20 protein-coding genes are annotated in these 15,380 nt (G+C 71.5%); 6 read left to right on the plus strand and 14 right to left on the minus strand.

From position 1 onward, the window contains the following. Window positions 1-6: 6 nt before the first annotated feature. The 5 genes from HZF07_RS03135 to HZF07_RS03155 are packed head-to-tail and all read right to left on the minus strand — an operon-like array spanning window position 7 to window position 3,315. Window positions 7-720, minus strand: a complete 714-nt coding sequence (locus tag HZF07_RS03135; protein WP_157346882.1) for a peptidylprolyl isomerase — start codon at window positions 718-720, stop codon at window positions 7-9. Between the two features lie 18 nt (window positions 721-738). Next, complete coding sequence (locus HZF07_RS03140) at window positions 739-1,812, minus strand: alanine racemase (protein ID WP_181644702.1); 1,074 nt, start codon at window positions 1,810-1,812, stop codon at window positions 739-741. Then, window positions 1,809-2,645: an aldo/keto reductase gene (locus tag HZF07_RS03145; RefSeq protein ID WP_157346884.1), complete on the minus strand. Its 837-nt coding sequence runs from the start codon at window positions 2,643-2,645 to the stop codon at window positions 1,809-1,811. The genes HZF07_RS03140 and HZF07_RS03145 overlap by 4 nt, the downstream gene beginning before the upstream one ends. A 14-nt stretch (window positions 2,646-2,659) precedes the next feature. Further along, window positions 2,660-3,106, minus strand: coding sequence for a hypothetical protein (locus HZF07_RS03150; protein ID WP_157346886.1), 447 nt, complete (start codon window positions 3,104-3,106; stop codon window positions 2,660-2,662). Then, window positions 3,103-3,315, minus strand: coding sequence for a hypothetical protein (locus HZF07_RS03155; RefSeq protein WP_157346888.1), 213 nt, complete (start codon window positions 3,313-3,315; stop codon window positions 3,103-3,105). The genes HZF07_RS03150 and HZF07_RS03155 overlap by 4 nt, the downstream gene beginning before the upstream one ends. Before the next feature lie 43 nt (window positions 3,316-3,358). On the opposite strand from HZF07_RS03155, the gene HZF07_RS03160 reads away from it, so the two are divergent. Both HZF07_RS03160 and HZF07_RS03165 read left to right on the plus strand, forming a co-directional pair. Next, complete coding sequence (locus HZF07_RS03160) at window positions 3,359-4,033, plus strand: M50 family metallopeptidase (RefSeq protein ID WP_309504350.1); 675 nt, start codon at window positions 3,359-3,361, stop codon at window positions 4,031-4,033. Window positions 4,034-4,042: 9 nt separating this feature from the next. Continuing rightward, entirely contained in the window at window positions 4,043-4,915 is an 873-nt protein-coding gene (locus tag HZF07_RS03165; RefSeq protein WP_181644703.1) for an LLM class F420-dependent oxidoreductase, read from the plus strand. A gap of 6 nt (window positions 4,916-4,921) precedes the next feature. On the opposite strand, the gene HZF07_RS03170 is transcribed toward HZF07_RS03165, so the two are convergent. After that, a complete protein-coding gene (locus HZF07_RS03170; RefSeq protein WP_157346892.1) occupies window positions 4,922-5,419 on the minus strand; it encodes a VOC family protein in 498 nt (165 codons plus the stop codon). A gap of 109 nt (window positions 5,420-5,528) precedes the next feature. Between HZF07_RS03170 and HZF07_RS03175 the strand changes: the two genes are divergently transcribed. Genes HZF07_RS03175 through HZF07_RS03185 form a run of 3 tightly spaced genes read left to right on the plus strand, consistent with a single transcriptional unit; the run spans window position 5,529 to window position 6,759 of the window. Then, on the plus strand, window positions 5,529-5,963 hold the full coding sequence (locus HZF07_RS03175) for an SRPBCC domain-containing protein (protein WP_157346894.1): 435 nt from the start codon (window positions 5,529-5,531) through the stop codon (window positions 5,961-5,963). After that, entirely contained in the window at window positions 5,960-6,307 is a 348-nt protein-coding gene (locus HZF07_RS03180; RefSeq protein ID WP_181644704.1) for an ArsR/SmtB family transcription factor, read from the plus strand. Before HZF07_RS03175 ends, HZF07_RS03180 begins: the two co-directional genes overlap by 4 nt. 5 nt (window positions 6,308-6,312) lie before the next feature. Next, window positions 6,313-6,759 (plus strand): SRPBCC family protein, encoded by a 447-nt coding sequence (locus HZF07_RS03185; RefSeq protein ID WP_157347535.1) that lies wholly within the window; start codon window positions 6,313-6,315, stop codon window positions 6,757-6,759. Window positions 6,760-6,858: 99 nt separating this feature from the next. On the opposite strand, the gene HZF07_RS03190 is transcribed toward HZF07_RS03185, so the two are convergent. Beyond that, the gene (locus HZF07_RS03190) at window positions 6,859-7,209 is read right to left on the minus strand and encodes a hypothetical protein (RefSeq protein WP_157346896.1); all 351 of its coding nucleotides are present in this window, start codon (window positions 7,207-7,209) and stop codon (window positions 6,859-6,861) included. Between the two features lie 51 nt (window positions 7,210-7,260). After that, the gene (locus HZF07_RS03195) at window positions 7,261-7,602 is read right to left on the minus strand and encodes a hypothetical protein (protein WP_157346898.1); all 342 of its coding nucleotides are present in this window, start codon (window positions 7,600-7,602) and stop codon (window positions 7,261-7,263) included. Window positions 7,603-8,254: 652 nt separating this feature from the next. Here HZF07_RS03195 and HZF07_RS03200 point away from each other — a divergent pair. Beyond that, window positions 8,255-8,818, plus strand: a complete 564-nt coding sequence (locus tag HZF07_RS03200) for a dihydrofolate reductase family protein (protein ID WP_157346900.1) — start codon at window positions 8,255-8,257, stop codon at window positions 8,816-8,818. A gap of 114 nt (window positions 8,819-8,932) precedes the next feature. On the opposite strand, the gene HZF07_RS03205 is transcribed toward HZF07_RS03200, so the two are convergent. From HZF07_RS03205 to HZF07_RS03230, 6 genes are all read right to left on the minus strand, one after another. Continuing rightward, window positions 8,933-11,281, minus strand: a complete 2,349-nt coding sequence (locus tag HZF07_RS03205; RefSeq protein WP_157346902.1) for an ATP-binding cassette domain-containing protein — start codon at window positions 11,279-11,281, stop codon at window positions 8,933-8,935. Window positions 11,282-11,321: 40 nt separating this feature from the next. Further along, on the minus strand, window positions 11,322-11,558 hold the full coding sequence (locus tag HZF07_RS03210; protein ID WP_157346904.1) for a hypothetical protein: 237 nt from the start codon (window positions 11,556-11,558) through the stop codon (window positions 11,322-11,324). Further along, on the minus strand, window positions 11,558-11,968 hold the full coding sequence (locus HZF07_RS03215) for a VOC family protein (RefSeq protein WP_157346906.1): 411 nt from the start codon (window positions 11,966-11,968) through the stop codon (window positions 11,558-11,560). Before HZF07_RS03215 ends, HZF07_RS03210 begins: the two co-directional genes overlap by 1 nt. 5 nt (window positions 11,969-11,973) lie before the next feature. Then, window positions 11,974-12,351 (minus strand): helix-turn-helix transcriptional regulator, encoded by a 378-nt coding sequence (locus tag HZF07_RS03220; protein ID WP_157347536.1) that lies wholly within the window; start codon window positions 12,349-12,351, stop codon window positions 11,974-11,976. A gap of 89 nt (window positions 12,352-12,440) precedes the next feature. Then, entirely contained in the window at window positions 12,441-13,238 is a 798-nt protein-coding gene (locus tag HZF07_RS03225) for a GNAT family N-acetyltransferase (protein WP_181644705.1), read from the minus strand. Window positions 13,239-13,673: 435 nt separating this feature from the next. Next, the gene (locus HZF07_RS03230) at window positions 13,674-15,359 is read right to left on the minus strand and encodes a DUF7800 domain-containing protein (RefSeq protein WP_181644706.1); all 1,686 of its coding nucleotides are present in this window, start codon (window positions 15,357-15,359) and stop codon (window positions 13,674-13,676) included. Window positions 15,360-15,380 lie beyond the last annotated feature (21 nt).

Genomic DNA, 15,380 nt, shown 5'->3' on the forward strand with positions numbered 1-15,380 from the left:
GACGGCTCAGTCGTCGAAGGTCACGCCCGTGATGAACACGGGCGTGGCCGGCGCCCCGTCGGGGCCGCCGTCGGCGGTGCCCTTGGCGGCGATCTTCTCGACGGCCTTCAGCCCCGCCTCGTCGAGCTGGCCGAAGACGGTGTAGCTCGGCGGCAGCGGGGTGTCGCCGTAGACCATGAAGAACTGGGAGCCGTTGGTGTTCGGGCCCGCGTTCGCCATCGCCAGGGTGCCGGCCGGGTAGGTCTCGGACCCGCTCAGCTCGTCGTCGAACGAGTAGCCGGGGCCACCCGAGCCGGTGCCGGTCGGGTCACCGCACTGCAGCACGGCGATGCCGGACTCGGCGGTGGTGAGCCGGTGGCACGGCGTGTCGTCGAAGTAGCCCTGCCCGGCGAGCGAGACGAACGAGTTGACCGTGCACGGGGCCGTGTCGGCGTCCAGGGTCGCCGGGATGTCGCCGGAGGACGTGGTGATCAGCACCGGCACCTCGCCGGAGACCGACGGCTCGGCCGGCGGCGCGTCGACCGGGGTGGCCGGCTGCTGCCCGTCCTCGGGGTACTCGCAGGCCCCGGCCTCCGCAGGCGCCGACGTGGAGGTGTCCGGCGACGCCGTCGGCGTGGGGTCGGAGGCGGTGTCGTCGCCGTCGCCGTCGTCGCCGCACCCGGCGAGAGCGAGCACGGCGACCAGCGAGGCTGCGGCCAGGACGGGACGGCGAGAGCGCATGGCCCAGAGGCTACGGGGTCAGCTGTTCCGACCGCGTGCCGACACCGACCAGCGGACGAGCCCACCGCCGTCGTCGACCCAGAGGGCGTCCGCGAGGTTGACGGTGTTGCACACGTGGTTGGGCACGACGTCCACGCGCGTGCCGAGCGCCGGCAGCGGCGCGCCCGCGAGGTCCACCACCGCGTGATGCTCGGAGAGCTGGACGACGCGGGCGTCCGGGTACGCCGGCAGCCGGCCCCAGCCGGTGGCGTACGCCGCGCGGTCGGCGCCCAGCGCCTTGCTCCCGCTGTCGAGCACCAGGTGGCCGCCGGCGTGGCTGACGACCGTGGCCCGGCACACCAGGGCGATCGACGACGGCGGGACGACGCCGAGCTCCCACTGCTGGGCGTCGCCGAAGACGTAGACCCCGGGGCGCATCTCGGTGACGACGCCGGTGTCGGTCACCGCCAGCGTCGGCGTCGAGCCGCCGCTGACCACGTCCGGCTCCAGGCCGGAGGCGCGCAGCGAGGCGACCGCGGCGGTGAGCGCGCGAGCCTCGTCGGCCGCGGCACCCTCCCGCGCGTCCGGCCCGTAGCCGTGGCCCGGGAACGTGAAGACGCCGCGCAGCGTGAGTCCCGCCTCCACCGCGGCGGCGGCGACCTCGCCGGCGTCGGCCGGATCGGCGCCGCTGCGGTGGTGACCGGAGTCGACCTCGACCAGGACCGCGACGTCGGCACCCTCCAGCAGCGCACCGTTGTGCCGCGCGGCCTCGACCGAGTCGATGCCGATTGCGACGTCCGCCCGCTGGCCGAGGTCGCGCAACCGCGCCGCCGACTCGGCGGTCAGCCAGAGCGGGTAGGCGACGAACACGTCCTCGGCGCCCGACTCCTCGACGAACACCTCCGCCTCGCCGATGGTCGCGACCGTCAGCCCGACGGCGCCCGCCTCGAGCTGCAGCCGCGCGACCTCCGGGCACTTGTGGGTCTTGGCGTGCGGCCGCATCGCGACGCCCGCGGCCGCGGCCCGGTCGGCAGCGGCCGCGACGTTGGTGCGGAGCCGGCCCAGGTCGACACGGAGGTACGGCGTGGGCGGCTCGACCGAGCCTGCGCTCACATCTCCTCGTGCGTGTCGGGGTCGCCGTCGAAGAGACGACCGTCCGGGCGCCCGAGGGCGGTGATCGCGGCGACCTCGTCGTCGGTGAGCTCGAACCCGAAGACGTCGAGGTTCTGCCGCTGGCGCTCGGGCGTCGCGGACTTCGGGATCGGCACCGCGCCCAGCTGCACCTGCCACCGCAGGATCACCTGGCCGGGCGTGACGCCGTACGCCTCGGCGGCGGCAGCGACGGGCGGCTCGCTGAACGGCGCCTGCCGCTTGCCCAGCGGGCTCCACGACTCCGTGCGGATGCCCAGGCGCTCGTTGACGGCGCGCATCTGGACCTGCGGGAAGTAGGGGTGCAGCTCGATCTGGTTGACCACCGGGGTCACGCCGGACTCGTCGATGATCCGCTGGAGGTGCGCCTCGGTGAAGTTCGAGACGCCGATCGAGCGCACCAGGCCCTGCTCACGCAGGTCGACGAGCGCGCGCCACGCCTCGGCGTACCGGTCCTGGCTCGGGTTCGGCCAGTGGATCAGGGAGAGGTCGAGGTGGTCGAGGCCCAGCCGCTCCAGCGACTCGTGGACGCTGCGGGTCGCGTCGTCGTACCCGTGGTCGCGGCCGGGGATCTTGCTCGCCACGAGCAGGTCCTCGCGGGCGACGCCGGACTGCCGGATCGCCCGGCCGACCTCGGACTCGTTGCGGTAGTTGACCGCGGTGTCGATCAGCCGGTAGCCGTTCTCGATTGCGGACCGGATGGCGGCCACGCCGTCGTCGCCGGTCAGCGGGTAGGTGCCGAAGCCGATCGCCGGGAGGGAGGTGCCGTCGTTCAGGGTGTAGGTGGGGATGCCCATGGCGCTCAACGTACTCACCCGCCGGAGTCGACCTCGTCGGGTGTCGCCTCGTGACCCGGGAGGCCGTCGGTGCGGCGGTCCTCCTTCATCTCGGCCTCGTAGAGGTGCCGCTTGCCCTCGACGAGCCGGTCGCGGGCGAGCCGCTCGAGCTCCTTGAAGACCGAGTAATACTCGTCGTCGTACGCCTCGACGATCTGGAAGGTCCAGCGAGCCGGGATGACGTTGCGGCCCACGAGGTCGCGGTCGATCCGGTCGGCGAGCTCGGCGTGCCCGGCGTCGCGCAGCTCCTCGACGGCGTCGCCGAGCGTGAGGTCGGCGGTGCCGGACAGGCGGTGGAAGGTGTAGAGGTGGCCTCGTGCGACCTCGACCGCCTCGAGCGCCTCGGAGAGCTTGCCGAGCGCGGAGACCGTCGCGTCGGTGACGCCGTCCGGCCGGCGGTGGGCCTCGTCCGGACCGCTCATCCGTCGAGGACCTCCGCGGCGGAGACGGCGCCGTGCTCGGACTCGATCGCGTCGGCCAGCTTCGTGACGTCGCCGGCCGGCACGTCGACGCCGGCCTCGGCGAACCCGTCGCGGAGCTCGGCCGCCACCGTGCCCTCGGTCGCGCCGTCCTGGTAGGAGGACACCCGGTCGACGACCGCCTGGATGGCTTCGATCTTCTCGTCAGTCATGCCGCCGTCGTACCCGTTGGAGAGGTCCGGCACGCTTGCGCGCGTGGACTTCCAGGACGCACCGGGCGAGGCGGTCGCCACCGGCGTGGTCGCGCTGCTGCTGGTCTGGGCGCCGGTGTGCTGGAGGTTCACCCGGCACCTCGTCACGATCGCCCACGAAGGCGGCCACGGCGTGGTGGCGCTGCTGACCGGGCGCTCGCTGGCGGGGATCCGCCTGCACTCGGACACCTCGGGCCTCACGGTCTCCCGCGGGCGACCCCGTGGACCGGGCATGGTGGCGACGACGTTGGCCGGGTACGTCGCGCCGGCGCTGCTGGGCCTGGGCGCGGCGTACCTGCTGCTGCGCCAGCAGCCCCTCGCCGTGCTCTGGTCGGGCCTGGTGCTGCTCGCGCTGCTGCTGCTCCAGATCCGCAACTTCTTCGGTCTCTGGTCGGTGGGGGTGGCCGGCGCCGCGCTGTTCGCCGTCACGTGGTGGGGGAGCGGGGCGGTCCAGTCGGCGGCGGCCCACGTCGCGACCTGGTTCCTGCTGCTCGCCGCGCCCCGACCGGTCCTGGAGCTGCAGTCGCTGCGCCGGCGGGGCCGCGCGCGGACCTCCGACGCCGACGTGCTCGCCCGGCTGACCCGGCTGCCGGGCACCCTCTGGGTCGCGGTGTTCCTCGTCGTCACCGGCGGCTGCCTGGCGCTGGGAGGCACGTGGCTGTTGGGCCCGCGGGGCTAGGTTGGCGGAGTGCGCATCGGCATCCACTACGCCAACTTCTCCCACCCCGACTGGCAGCACACGCTGCTCGACCGGCTGACCGCCACCGCCCAGGTCGCCGACCAGGGCGGTGCCTCGATCTTCACGGTGATGGACCACTGGTTCCAGATGGAGATGCTCGGTGGCCCGCCGGAGCCGATGCTCGAGGGCTACACGACGCTCGGCTACCTCGCCGGCCAGACCGAGAACGTGCGGCTGGGGCTGCTCGTCACCGGCACGACGTACCGGCACCCGGGGCTGCTCGCCAAGATCGTGACGACCCTCGACGTGCTCTCGCGCGGCCGCGCGCAGCTCGGGATCGGTGCCGCCTGGTACGACCGCGAGCACGCCGGCCTGGGCGTGCCCTTCCCCTCCACCGGCGAGCGCTTCGAGCGGCTCGAGGAGACGCTGCAGGTCGTGCGCCAGATGTGGAGCGACGACGACGGCGCCTACGAGGGGCGCCACTACCGGCTCGCGGAGACCGTCAACGTCCCGCCGCCGGTGCAGCGGCCGCACCCGCCGATCCTGGTCGGCGGGTCGGGGGAGCGCAAGACGCTCCGGCTGGTGGCGCAGTACGCCGATGCGTGCAACCTCTTCGCCGCCGGCGTCGACGAGATCCGTCACAAGCTCGATGTGCTGCGCCGGCACTGCGACGACGTGGGGCGCGACTACGACACCATCGAGAAGACGATGCTGGGCGGCGCCGCCGACCCCGTCTCGAACCCCGACGCGTTCGTCACCGAGATGGCCGGGTACGCCGCGCTGGGGATCACCACGGTCGAGGTCATGCCGTCGACCCCCGACCCGGTGGGCTGGACGACCACCGTCTGCGAGTCGCTGGTCCCGCGGCTGGCCGAGCTCTGACCGTGCCTAGAGCACGACCTCGCCGTACATCTCGCCCAGCGGGTCGGAGATCAGCTCGACCCGGGTGCCGTCGGGGTCCTTGAGGTAGATCGACGAGCCGCTCTCGAGGAGGTAGTCGACGCCCTGCGCGTCCAGCTTCTCCTTCAGGTGCGCCCACCGCTCCGGGTCGACGGAGATCGCCAGGTGGTGCAGGCCGCCCAGGACCTCGGCGTACGGCCCGACGTCGAGGCCGGGGAAGTCGAAGAACGCGATGAGGTTGCCGTTGCCGATGTCGAAGAAGAAGTGGTTGGAGCCCGCGTAGTCGCGGTTCTCGAAGATCTCGGTGAGCGGGAACTCCAACAGCTCCTGGTAGAAGCGCACCGTCGTCTCGACGTCCGCGCACACGATCGCGACGTGGTGGAGCCCGCGCGCCGACGATGCGGGGCGGCTCGCCTCGGGGGCGAGGTACTGCTCCTTGATCCGCTCGCGCTCGGCGGCGATCCGGTCCAGGTCTCGGTCGGCCATGGGCCGACGGTACTCCAGTTTTCAACTGCTCTGCTTGTGCAACAAAGGGTTGCGCTTTGGGTTCTGCCGACGTACGTTGATACGCAACCAAACGTTGCAGGAGGCAGTCATGGAGTTCGCATCGCTCGAGCGCGAGGTCTACATCGCGGCGTCGCCCGAGGTGGTCTTCGAGGTGGTGAGCCGGCCCGAGCACATCCGCGAGTGGTGGCCGGACGACGCGTCGTACGACGTGACGCCGGGCGCGACGGGGCAGATCAGGTTCGGCGACCCGGATGACGGGGGAGTCCTGGAGACCCTGACCGTCGTCGACGTGCGGCCGCCCGAGTCGTTCTCGTTCCGGTGGACCGACAAGGACCTGCTGGTCACGTTCTCCCTGACGCCGTCGGGGGAGGGCACCCTGCTCAAGCTGACCGAGACCGGCTTCCGCGAGGCGGGCTGGGAGCGGGCCGTGCTCGAGGAGACCTATCGCGAGCACGAGCAGGGCTGGGACCACTTCCTGCCGCGGATCGCGCCGTACGTCGCGTCGCTGGGTGCCCGTCGGTGACGACATCGGTGGACGACGACCTCTGGTCGGCGGTGGGCGACCCGACCCGGCGCCGGATGCTCGACCTGCTGCTGGAGCAGGGCGCCGGCACGGCCACCAGCCTGAGCGAGCGGCTGCCGGTGACCCGGCAGGCCATCGCCAAGCACCTGGTCGTGCTCGACCGGGTGGGCCTGGTGCACGGCACCACGGCCGGGCGGGAGCGGAGGTACGAGGTGGACGACGAGCAGCTCGAACGCGCGGTCGCGCAGCTCAACGCGGTCGGCTCGGCCTGGGATGCCCGGCTGGCGCGGATCAAGCGGATCGCCGAGGCGATCGCAGCCAACAAGACCAACGAGAAGGAGTGAGCGAGATGGTGGACATCCTGCACCAGGTGGGAGTGGCGGGCGCGGCACCGAAGGAGGTGTACGACGCCCTCACGACGCTGGACGGGCTCGCCGGCTGGTGGACGGTCGACACCGCGGGGGAGACCTCCCCCGGCGGCGTCATCGAGTTCCGGTTCGGGCCGGGCGGCATGGACATGCGGGTCGACGAGCTCGACGAGGGCCGCCTGGTCCGCTGGACGGTCGTCGACGGGCCCGAGGAGTGGATCGGCACCACGATCCGCTGGGAGCTGTGCGAGGAGCCGGACTGGGGAACGCTCGTGATGTTCTGGCACGAGGGCTGGCGCGAGCCGGTGCCGTTCATGCACCACTGCTCGACCAAGTGGGCGACGTACCTGATCAGCCTCAAGCAGCTCGTCGAGACCGGCGCCGGCGCACCTGACCCGAACGACCTCAAGATCGTCAACTGGAACTGAGGGTCCGGCCAGGAGGGGTGGCTCCACGGACATTGCCTGACATAATGTCAGTTATCGGCGAACCGGCAGAGACGCACACTCTTGCCGATGTACGTGCGTTCAGTAGGCGCGGACGAGGAACTCTTGACCCAGTTCCTGCTGAAGGACCTGTCGGAGTCGTTCGCCCTCATGGCCCCATCGACGCCACTCGGCGTCGTCACCGTCCACCACCTCATCGCCACCCGGACTGACGTGTCGCTGCCACCAACTCAGCCAATCAATCAGGTCGTGCTCTAGTTGCTGGCTGAGCCCCAGGGTGCCTGGGGCCACGAACCCGGGGCCGTGCTCGGCGAACACTTCCACCGGGAACGTGAGCCCGGGCTCCGGGGACAACTGCACGTTGACCGGTCCAACGGTCTGCGCCAGGAGGCGGTCGATCCACTTCGCTCTTTGGCTGCCCACCTCGTCCACGAAGCGATGTTCCCACCAAGCGGGGCATCCGCCCATGCTGCGATCGATGCGTCAGGTCCAGATGCGGGTGATCCAGGGCGATGGTTCGCCGGTGGCGTCTGCGAAGGCTGCCAGTGACTGGACTTCGGCGCGGCGTACGCCGTCTGGGAAGAAGCCGCGGGAGAAGTGGCCGACGCGGCCGCCGCCGAGCCGTAGGGCGTTGTCGGCGTCGGTGCGGTAGCCCTTGACCGCGTAGGTGGCGAAGCCCTTGCCGACGTAGGCGGAGAACTGTGCGCCGGACTTGATCCGGGCGTAGGTGAACCGGCTGCCGAACCCGGCCGACACGAGCCGTCGCCGGAGCCACTCCAAGTCCACGAAGCGCCCGTCCTTGACCACGATGTGCGCGTGGGTCATGCCGGACTTGCTGCCCTTGGCCGACCAGAGGCGCCGGCGGCACGAGCTCGAGCGCCACGAAGCCAACGTCTGGCGCATGGCGATGCCGAGGCGTCGACGTCGGTTCCGTTGGCGACTGCGGCGTAGCGCGTAGAAGCCAGCGTGAGTCCATGCCCCGGCGCGGTTGCAGCCGGGCGGGTGCGGGGCCCCGCCGCTCCCCAACCGGGCCGGGGCCAGGTCGTGGCTGCTGGATCGGACGATGGGTAGCGCTGACAGACGAGACGACGACTTCACGGCGGGACTCCGGGACTACGAGACGGATGGAGCCGCGCGACCTGTCTCGTAGCCGGTCTATGTCTGTCCCTGGAAGCAAAGAGCAGCCCGGTGGCTACCTATGCCGGGCCGTAGAAGTCGTATGTCAGGGGTGTTCGCTCGCGCGGTGCGCCGAGCCTAGAACCCGGCACCGACAACGCGCCGACGATCCCCACGCCAGTCGCCCAGGGGCCGTCGCGCGTCCTCGGCGCTCCGCGCCTTGCGGGCGCCCAACGACCCCTCAGCGACACCCGTTTGACCCCCCTGAGGCCCCCGTCAGCACCCTGGTGTCAGTTATCGGCGATATGATCAGCCGTGGCGATCGATGGCCTTCGCGCGCGTCCTGGTCTGTACTGACGCCATGCGGAGACTCTCCTACGCCATGAACCTCAGCGTCGACGGCTACACCGCCGCGCCGGGCGATGACCTCAGCTGGAGCGCACCCAGCGACGAGCTGTTCCAGTGGTGGTCCGACCGGGTCGCCGAGACCGGATTGTCGCTCTACGGGCGCAGGCTGTGGGACGGGATGAGCTCGCACTGGCCGACGGCGGACCAGCAGCCTGGCGTCACGCCGGCGCACGCGGAGTTCGCCCGCCGCTGGCGGGACCTGCCGAAGGTGGTGTTCTCCTCGACGATCACCGAGGTCGACTGGAACGCCCGTCTCGTCACCGGCGACGCGGTCGCCGAGATCACCCGGCTGAAGGCCGAGGACGGCGGTCGCATGGACATCGCCGGCGCCACCCTGGCCGCGGCGGCCATGCGGGCCGGGCTGATCGACGAGTACGCGATCGTCACCCACCCGGTCCTGGTGGGCGGCGGCACGCCGTTCTTCACGGCCCTGGACAGCTGGGTGAGCCTCGAGCTGGTGGAGACTCGGACGTTCGCCGACGGCATCGTCCTCACCAGGTACGAGACCAGGCGCTGAGTCCCCCGCCGGCCGTCCTCGGTCGCGGGTGTGGTCGTCGCACCTGACCCCACGGTCGCCGTCTGGCCGCCGTCACGACGCTCAGGTCAGGTGCGACGGCGACACAGCCGCCCGCTAGGAGCCGACGTACGCCGCGAGGTGCTCGCCGGTGAGCGTCTTCTTCCTCGCGCCGACGAGGTCCGCGGGCGGGCCCTCGAAGACCACGAGCCCGCCGTCGTGGCCGGCGCCGGGTCCGAGGTCGATGATCCAGTCGGCGTGCGCCATCACGGCCTGGTGGTGCTCGATCACGATGACCGACCGGCCCGAGTCGACGAGGCGGTCCAGCATGCCGAGGAGGTTCTCGACGTCGGCGAGGTGCAGGCCGGTGGTCGGCTCGTCGAGCACCAGGATGGAGCCGTCCTTGGGCAAGTGCGTGGCGAGCTTGAGGCGCTGGCGCTCGCCGCCCGAGAGCGTCGTGAGCGGCTGGCCGAGCTTGAGGTAGCCCAGCCCGACGTCCTCCAGTCGCGCCAGGATCGCGGCCGCGGCCGGCGTCTTGGCGTCACCGGCCGCGAAGAACGCGTGCGCCTCCCTGACCGGCAGGTCCAGCACCTCGGCGATGTTGAGCTCGCCGAGGCGGTACTCCAGCACCGCCGCCTGGAACCGCTTCCCGCCGCAGTCCTCGCAGACCGTCGCGACGGTCTCCATGAAGCCGAGCTCGGTGTAGATCATCCCGTTGCCGTTGCAGGTCGGGCACGCGCCCTCCGAGTTCGCGGAGAACAGCGCTGGCTTCACGCCGTTGGCCTTGGCGAACGCCTTGCGGATCGGCTCCAGGAGCCCCGTGTACGTCGCCGGGTTGCTGCGCCGCGAGCCCCTGATGGCGCCCTGGTCGACGACCACCACGTCGTCGCGCCCGGCGAGCGAGCCGTGGATCAGCGACGACTTGCCCGAGCCCGCGACCCCGGTGACGACGCAGAGCACGCCGAGCGGCACGTCGACGTCCACGTCGCGCAGGTTGTGCGTCGACGCGCCGCGGATCTCGAGCCTGTCGGTCGGCTCGCGGACGGCGTCCTTGAGCCGGGCCCGGTCGTCGAGGTGCCGGCCGGTGACGGTGTCACTCCCCCGCAGCCCCTCGACCGTGCCCTCGAAGCAGACCGTGCCGCCCTCGGTGCCCGCCCCGGGCCCGAGGTCGACGACGTGGTCGGCGATGGCGATCGTCTCCGGCTTGTGCTCGACCACGAGCACGGTGTTGCCCTTGTCGCGCAGGTCCAGGAGCAGCTTGTTCATGCGCTCGATGTCGTGCGGGTGGAGCCCGACGGTCGGCTCGTCGAAGACGTAGGTGACGTCGGTGAGCGCGGAGCCGAGGTGCCGGACCATCTTGGTCCGCTGCGCCTCGCCGCCGGACAGCGTGCCCGACGGTCGGTCGAGCGAGAGGTAGCCCAGGCCGATCTCGACGAACGAGTCGAACAGGTGCAGCAGGTTGGCGACGAGCGGCGCCACGCCGCGGTCGTCGATCCCGCGCAGCCACTCCGCCGCATCGGTGACCTGCATGGCGCAGACGTCCGCGATGCTGAGGCCGTCGATCTTCGAGGAGCGCGCGGACTCGTTGAGCCGGGTGCCCTCGCACTCCGGGCAGGTCTTGAAGACGGCCGCGCGCTCGACGAACGCCCGGATGTGCGGCTGGAGCGAGTCGACGTCCTTGGAGAACATCGACTTGCGCAGCTTGGGGATCAGCCCGTCGTAGGTGACGTTGATGCCCTTCGCCTTGATCTTCGTCGTCTGCTTGTAGAGCAGGTCGTGGCGCTCCTTCTCGGAGTACTCACCGATCGGCTTGTCCGGGTCGAAGAACCCCGACTCGATGAACGTCGCGACCATCCACCCGTCGGCGGTGTAGCCGGGCACCAGGATGGCGCCGTCGACGAGCGACTTGGACTCGTCGATGATCACGGCCAGGTCGAGGTCCGAGATCGTGCCGCGGCCCTCGCACTCGGCGCACATGCCGCCCAGGTAGACGGCGTCCTGGACGATCTTCTTCTCCCCCTTCGGCCCGGTCATGACGCCGCTGGCCCGGGTGGTGGGGATGTTGAAGGAGAACGCCGTCGGCCCTCCGATGTACGGCGTGCCGAGCCGGCTGAAGAGGCTGCGCAGCATCGCGTTGGCGTCGGTGACGGTGCCGAGCGTGGACCGCGCGTTGGCGCCCATCCGCTCCTGGTCGACCAGGATGGCCGTGGTCAGGCCCTCGAGCCCGTCGACCTCGGGACGCGGCAGGTTCGGCATGAATCCCTGGACGAACGTCGAGTAGGTCTCGTCGATGAGCCGCCGGGACTCCGCCGCGATGGTGCCGAAGACGAGCGAGCTCTTGCCGGACCCGGACACCCCCGTGAACACCGTCAGCCGACGCTTCGGCAGCTCGACCGACACGTCCTTGAGGTTGTTCTCTCGTGCGCCCTGGACCCGGATGAGGTCGTGGTTGTCGGCAGCGTGCATGAGGCGGGTGGCTCCTTCGGTCGGGCGGGCTCGGGCGGGCTCAGTCGTCGGGAAGGGCGGCGAACGCCTTCTTGGTGTCCTTGTACCAGCCCATCCCCTTGATCGGGTGCTTCCAGCGGCCGCGCATGTCCTTGTCGGCGGGCACGTGGGCCTCGTCGCCGGCGGCGACCATGTCCTTGAGGTGCTGGTCCTGGGCGTTGATCACGTCGTCGGCGCTCTCCCCCTGGAACGCCTGGTCGCACGGACCGCCCATCTGACGGCAGGTCATCGTCTTCATCAGGCCACCGCCCGGATCCGGACCAGGTTGCCGGCGGGGTCGCGGAACGCGCAGTCGCGCAGCCCGTAGGGCTGGTCGACCGGCTCCTGGACCACCTCGGCCCCCTTGGCCTGGACGGCGTCGAACGTGGCGTCCACGTCGTCGCTGGCGAGCAGGATCCACCCGTAGGTGCCCTTGGCCATCATGTCGGTGATCATCCGGCGCTCGTCGTCGGTGATGCCCGGGTCGACGGCCGGCGGCCCGAGCAGGATCGACGTGCCGGGCTGGCCGACGGGCCCGACGGTGATCCAGCGCATCGTGCCCGTGCCGACGTCGGTGCGGACCTCGAAGCCGAGGACGTCGCGGTAGAACGCGACCGAGGCGTCGGGATCCTCGTGCGGAAGGACGGTGGTGTGGATGGTGAGGTTCATGGGCTTCACGCTAGGTGCGGATCACCCACCGACGCTTCTTGATTCCTGACCGGTCTGCTGACCTGCTTCACCACGCACGAGGGCACGCCCTTCATCTCCCGGGCGGCCTGCCGGTAGCTGCTCGGCGACATCCCGACGAGCTCGGTGAACCGGGTGCTGAACGTGCCCAGCGACTGGCAGCCGACCTCGAAGCAGACGTCGGTGACGCTCAGGTCGCCGCGGCGCAGCAGCGCCATCGCCCGCTCGATCCGCCGGGTCATCAGGTAGGAGTACGGCGACTCGCCGTACGCCGCCTTGAACTGCCGGCTCAGGTGGCCCGCCGACATGTTGACCCCCCGGGCGAGCGCCTCGACGTCCAGCGGCTGCGCGTACTCGCGGTCCATCCGGTCGCGGACCCGGCGCAGGAGCGCGAGATCGCGGCGGCGCTGGGCCTCCTTCTGCGCGTCCTTCTGGGCGTCGGCCGGCGTGCTGCTCACGCCTCAGATCGTGTCACGTAGGGGGTGGTGCCGCCCACCGTGTGCAGCCCGAGCCGCTCCAGGATCGGCCGGCTGTCGTCGCTGGCGTCCACCTGCAGGATGTCGTGGCCCAGGTCGAGCGCCAGCCGGGCCCGGACGGCGACGAGCGCGCGATAGACGCCCCTGCCCCGGTACGCCGCCAGCGTGCTGCCGCCCCAGAGCCCGGCCACCCGGGTGCCGACCGTCGGTGCCAGCCACGCGGCGCTGACGACCCGACCGTCGGCCTCGGTGTCCTCCACGACGAAGACCCGCACCGGGTCGACGGGGTCGGCGACGCGGCTCGCGAGGTCGTCGGCGAGCCACGTCCAGTCCTCACCCCAGACCTCGCTCTCCATGGCGCCGATCCGGTCGAGGTCCGCACGCTCGGACACCTCGCGCACCGCGAGCCCGGACGGCAGGACCGGCTCGACCGCCAGCGGAGCGGCCTCCCCCAGCACGAGCGCCTCGTGGTCCTGCGGCTGGGCACCGGCCGCGACGAGCAGCGGCAGCAGGTCGGCCCGGTCGTGGTCGAACGTCTTCCACTCGAAGCTCTCGCCGAGCTCCGCGTAGTAGGCGAACGTGCGGTCGACGAGCGCTGACAGCTCCTCGAGGCTGAGGTCCGACGCGTCCTGGGTGAGCATCGCGAACCCCTCGTGGGTGGTCAGCGCGCGAGCCACCGGACCGTCGCGGGTGACCGTCCATGCGTCGGGCACGCGCTGGTCGAAGGTGGCGCGCACCTGCTCGTCGTAGAGGCGCAGCAGCTCGTCGGGGGTCACGTCCGCGGATGCTGGCACGGGCAGGTGCCGTGGGGCCAGCGGTTATCCGCCCGCGGAGAGCCGCTCCGCTGGCCCGAACGGGCTATGCGGAGACCGCCGGGGCGGGTCAATTCGGTGCGAATCCGCCCAAATCGGACTTCCCGGGCGTCCCACGTGTCACCGTCGAAGGGTCGGACCGACCCGGTCCGGACTGCCTGGGGGGCATCGCCGAGGTCAGGGAGGAGGTAGCGCCATGTGGGACACCGTCCAGACGAACACCGTGCATCTCTCGCACGACATGCCGTGCCCGCAGTGCGGTCACGCCCTCCACACCTACCTCGCGTGTGGAGACTCGTGTGACTGCCAGCCGGCCATGGTCCGCGGCGCGGAGCTCGTCTCCGCCTGACCCTCGACCGACTCGCCTCCGGGGTGGCGGCTCGACGGCCTCGCGGCGGCTCAGCCGACGGGGTCGACGGTCGCCTCGCGCTTGAGCACGGGCAGCTCTGGGCGATCGTCGACCACTCCGGAGACCCACCACATCCGCATCCCCTCGGGGTCGAGCTCGAGGACCGCGAGGTTGTTGGCGTACCACGGTCCGTGCGTGACCGACCACCGCAGCGGCTCGAGAGGCACACCGGCGGACAGCGACAGCAGCCGACCCACCACGGTCGAGGCGCGGCGCGCCGCGAACCCGACGACCGCGCGCATCTTCCGCGGCAGCGGGTTGCGGATCGGCGAGCAGACCGCCTGCAGGATCCGGCTGGCGGCGACGCCGCCGCGCGGCCACGCCTCGGCGAGGTAGCTGTGGTGCACGTCGCCGGACAGGAACGTGATCGTCCGCGGCGCCCGGCCGCGCTGCCCCGTCGCGACCTCGAGGACGATCTCCGCGAGGTCGCGGAAGCCGCGTTCGAAGGCCGCCCAGTGCTCGAGGTCCGCACCCTGGCGGAAGCGCTCGCCGAGCCACTTCCCGGGCCTCCCCCACGCGCCCTCGGCGATCGACTCCCCGAAGGACTCCGCGTGGTGCAGCCCCGGCCCCAGCAGGAACGGCAGCGACGTCCCGACCAGCAGGTGGTCGACGTCGCCCTGCATCTGCGCGTCGAGCCACATCAGCTCGCCCTCGTCGAGCATCGATCGCCGCTCCGGCTCGAGCACGCGGGCCGCGCGTGAGTCCACGACGACGAGGCGCGCCTGGGTGTCGAAGTCGCGGGAGTAGCTCCACCGGTAGGTCTCCGGCCGCTGGTCGGCCCGGTCCGCGAGCGCGTCCAGGGCGTCGGAGATATCCAGCTCGTCCGGCCCGTCGTACGCCACGACCGTGCGCCACAGCTCGTCGACCGCCCGCTCCTCGGGCCCCAGGTTCCCGAGGTGCTGGTGCACCCAGTAGGCCGCCAGGCCACCGACCACCCGGTCGTGCCACCAGTCGGTGGACTCCATCGCCCGGCGCCAGGTCCACGACGTGTTCCAGTCGTCGCGGATGTCGTGGTCGTCGAAGATCATCGCGCTCGGGATCGTCGACAGCAGCCAGCGGTTCGCGGGGTCCGACCAGGCCAGGTCGTAGAGATGGGCGTACTCCTCGTAGTCCTTGAGCTCGTACCACGGCGCCACCTCGGGGTCGCGCCGCTGCTCGATGAAGGCCCGCATCGCCGGGCTCGTCTCGTCGGCGTACACCTGGTCGCCGAGGAAGAGCACGAGGTCGGGCCAGCGCTCCCCCGGGTCCTCCGAGCCCCCCTCGGTGATCCCGGCCATGAAGAGCGCATAGGCGCGCAGCGCGTCGACGCCGAACTGCTCCGTGCTCTCCTCGTCGTGGGAGCGGCTCACCCGGCAGGAGCCGAAGGCCATCCGCAGCGGCTTGCCCGGCTCGAGGGTCGCGATCACCGATGGCGGGAACTCCGCGAACGCAGGGTCCTCGGAGGGCCACACGCGGACGCCGTCGACCTCTACGGCGTACGGCGTGCGGGTGCCGGGCCGCAGGCCGGTGAGCTCGACGAGCGCGTAGTGGTGGCCGTGGACGCGGAAGGTGCGGGCCGCCGCGCTCTGGTCCCCGGCGACGACGCAGACCTCGGCCGCGTCGCGGGTCTCGACCCAGACGGCGGCGGACGTCGTATCCACGTGGCGCAACAGCGGTCCCAGCACAAGCGGAGTCACCTCCCCTGCCTACCCCGACGG

It is taken from the genome of Nocardioides agri, assembly GCF_013778305.1.
In the GTDB taxonomy this organism is placed as follows: Bacteria; Actinomycetota; Actinomycetes; order Propionibacteriales; family Nocardioidaceae; genus Nocardioides; species Nocardioides agri.

Coding starts and splice junctions, on each gene's coding strand:
- HZF07_RS03135 (WP_157346882.1), bottom strand. CDS start 720: ATGCGCTCTCGCCGTCCCGTCCTGGCCGCAGCCTCGCTGGTCGCCGTG.
- HZF07_RS03145 (WP_157346884.1), bottom strand. CDS start 2,645: ATGGGCATCCCCACCTACACCCTGAACGACGGCACCTCCCTCCCGGCG.
- HZF07_RS03150 (WP_157346886.1), bottom strand. CDS start 3,106: ATGAGCGGTCCGGACGAGGCCCACCGCCGGCCGGACGGCGTCACCGAC.
- HZF07_RS03155 (WP_157346888.1), bottom strand. CDS start 3,315: ATGACTGACGAGAAGATCGAAGCCATCCAGGCGGTCGTCGACCGGGTG.
- HZF07_RS03170 (WP_157346892.1), bottom strand. CDS start 5,419: ATGGCCGACCGAGACCTGGACCGGATCGCCGCCGAGCGCGAGCGGATC.
- HZF07_RS03175 (WP_157346894.1), top strand. CDS start 5,529: ATGGAGTTCGCATCGCTCGAGCGCGAGGTCTACATCGCGGCGTCGCCC.
- HZF07_RS03185 (WP_157347535.1), top strand. CDS start 6,313: ATGGTGGACATCCTGCACCAGGTGGGAGTGGCGGGCGCGGCACCGAAG.
- HZF07_RS03195 (WP_157346898.1), bottom strand. CDS start 7,602: ATGACCCACGCGCACATCGTGGTCAAGGACGGGCGCTTCGTGGACTTG.
- HZF07_RS03200 (WP_157346900.1), top strand. CDS start 8,255: ATGCGGAGACTCTCCTACGCCATGAACCTCAGCGTCGACGGCTACACC.
- HZF07_RS03205 (WP_157346902.1), bottom strand. CDS start 11,281: ATGCACGCTGCCGACAACCACGACCTCATCCGGGTCCAGGGCGCACGA.
- HZF07_RS03210 (WP_157346904.1), bottom strand. CDS start 11,558: ATGAAGACGATGACCTGCCGTCAGATGGGCGGTCCGTGCGACCAGGCG.
- HZF07_RS03215 (WP_157346906.1), bottom strand. CDS start 11,968: ATGAACCTCACCATCCACACCACCGTCCTTCCGCACGAGGATCCCGAC.
- HZF07_RS03220 (WP_157347536.1), bottom strand. CDS start 12,351: ATGGACCGCGAGTACGCGCAGCCGCTGGACGTCGAGGCGCTCGCCCGG.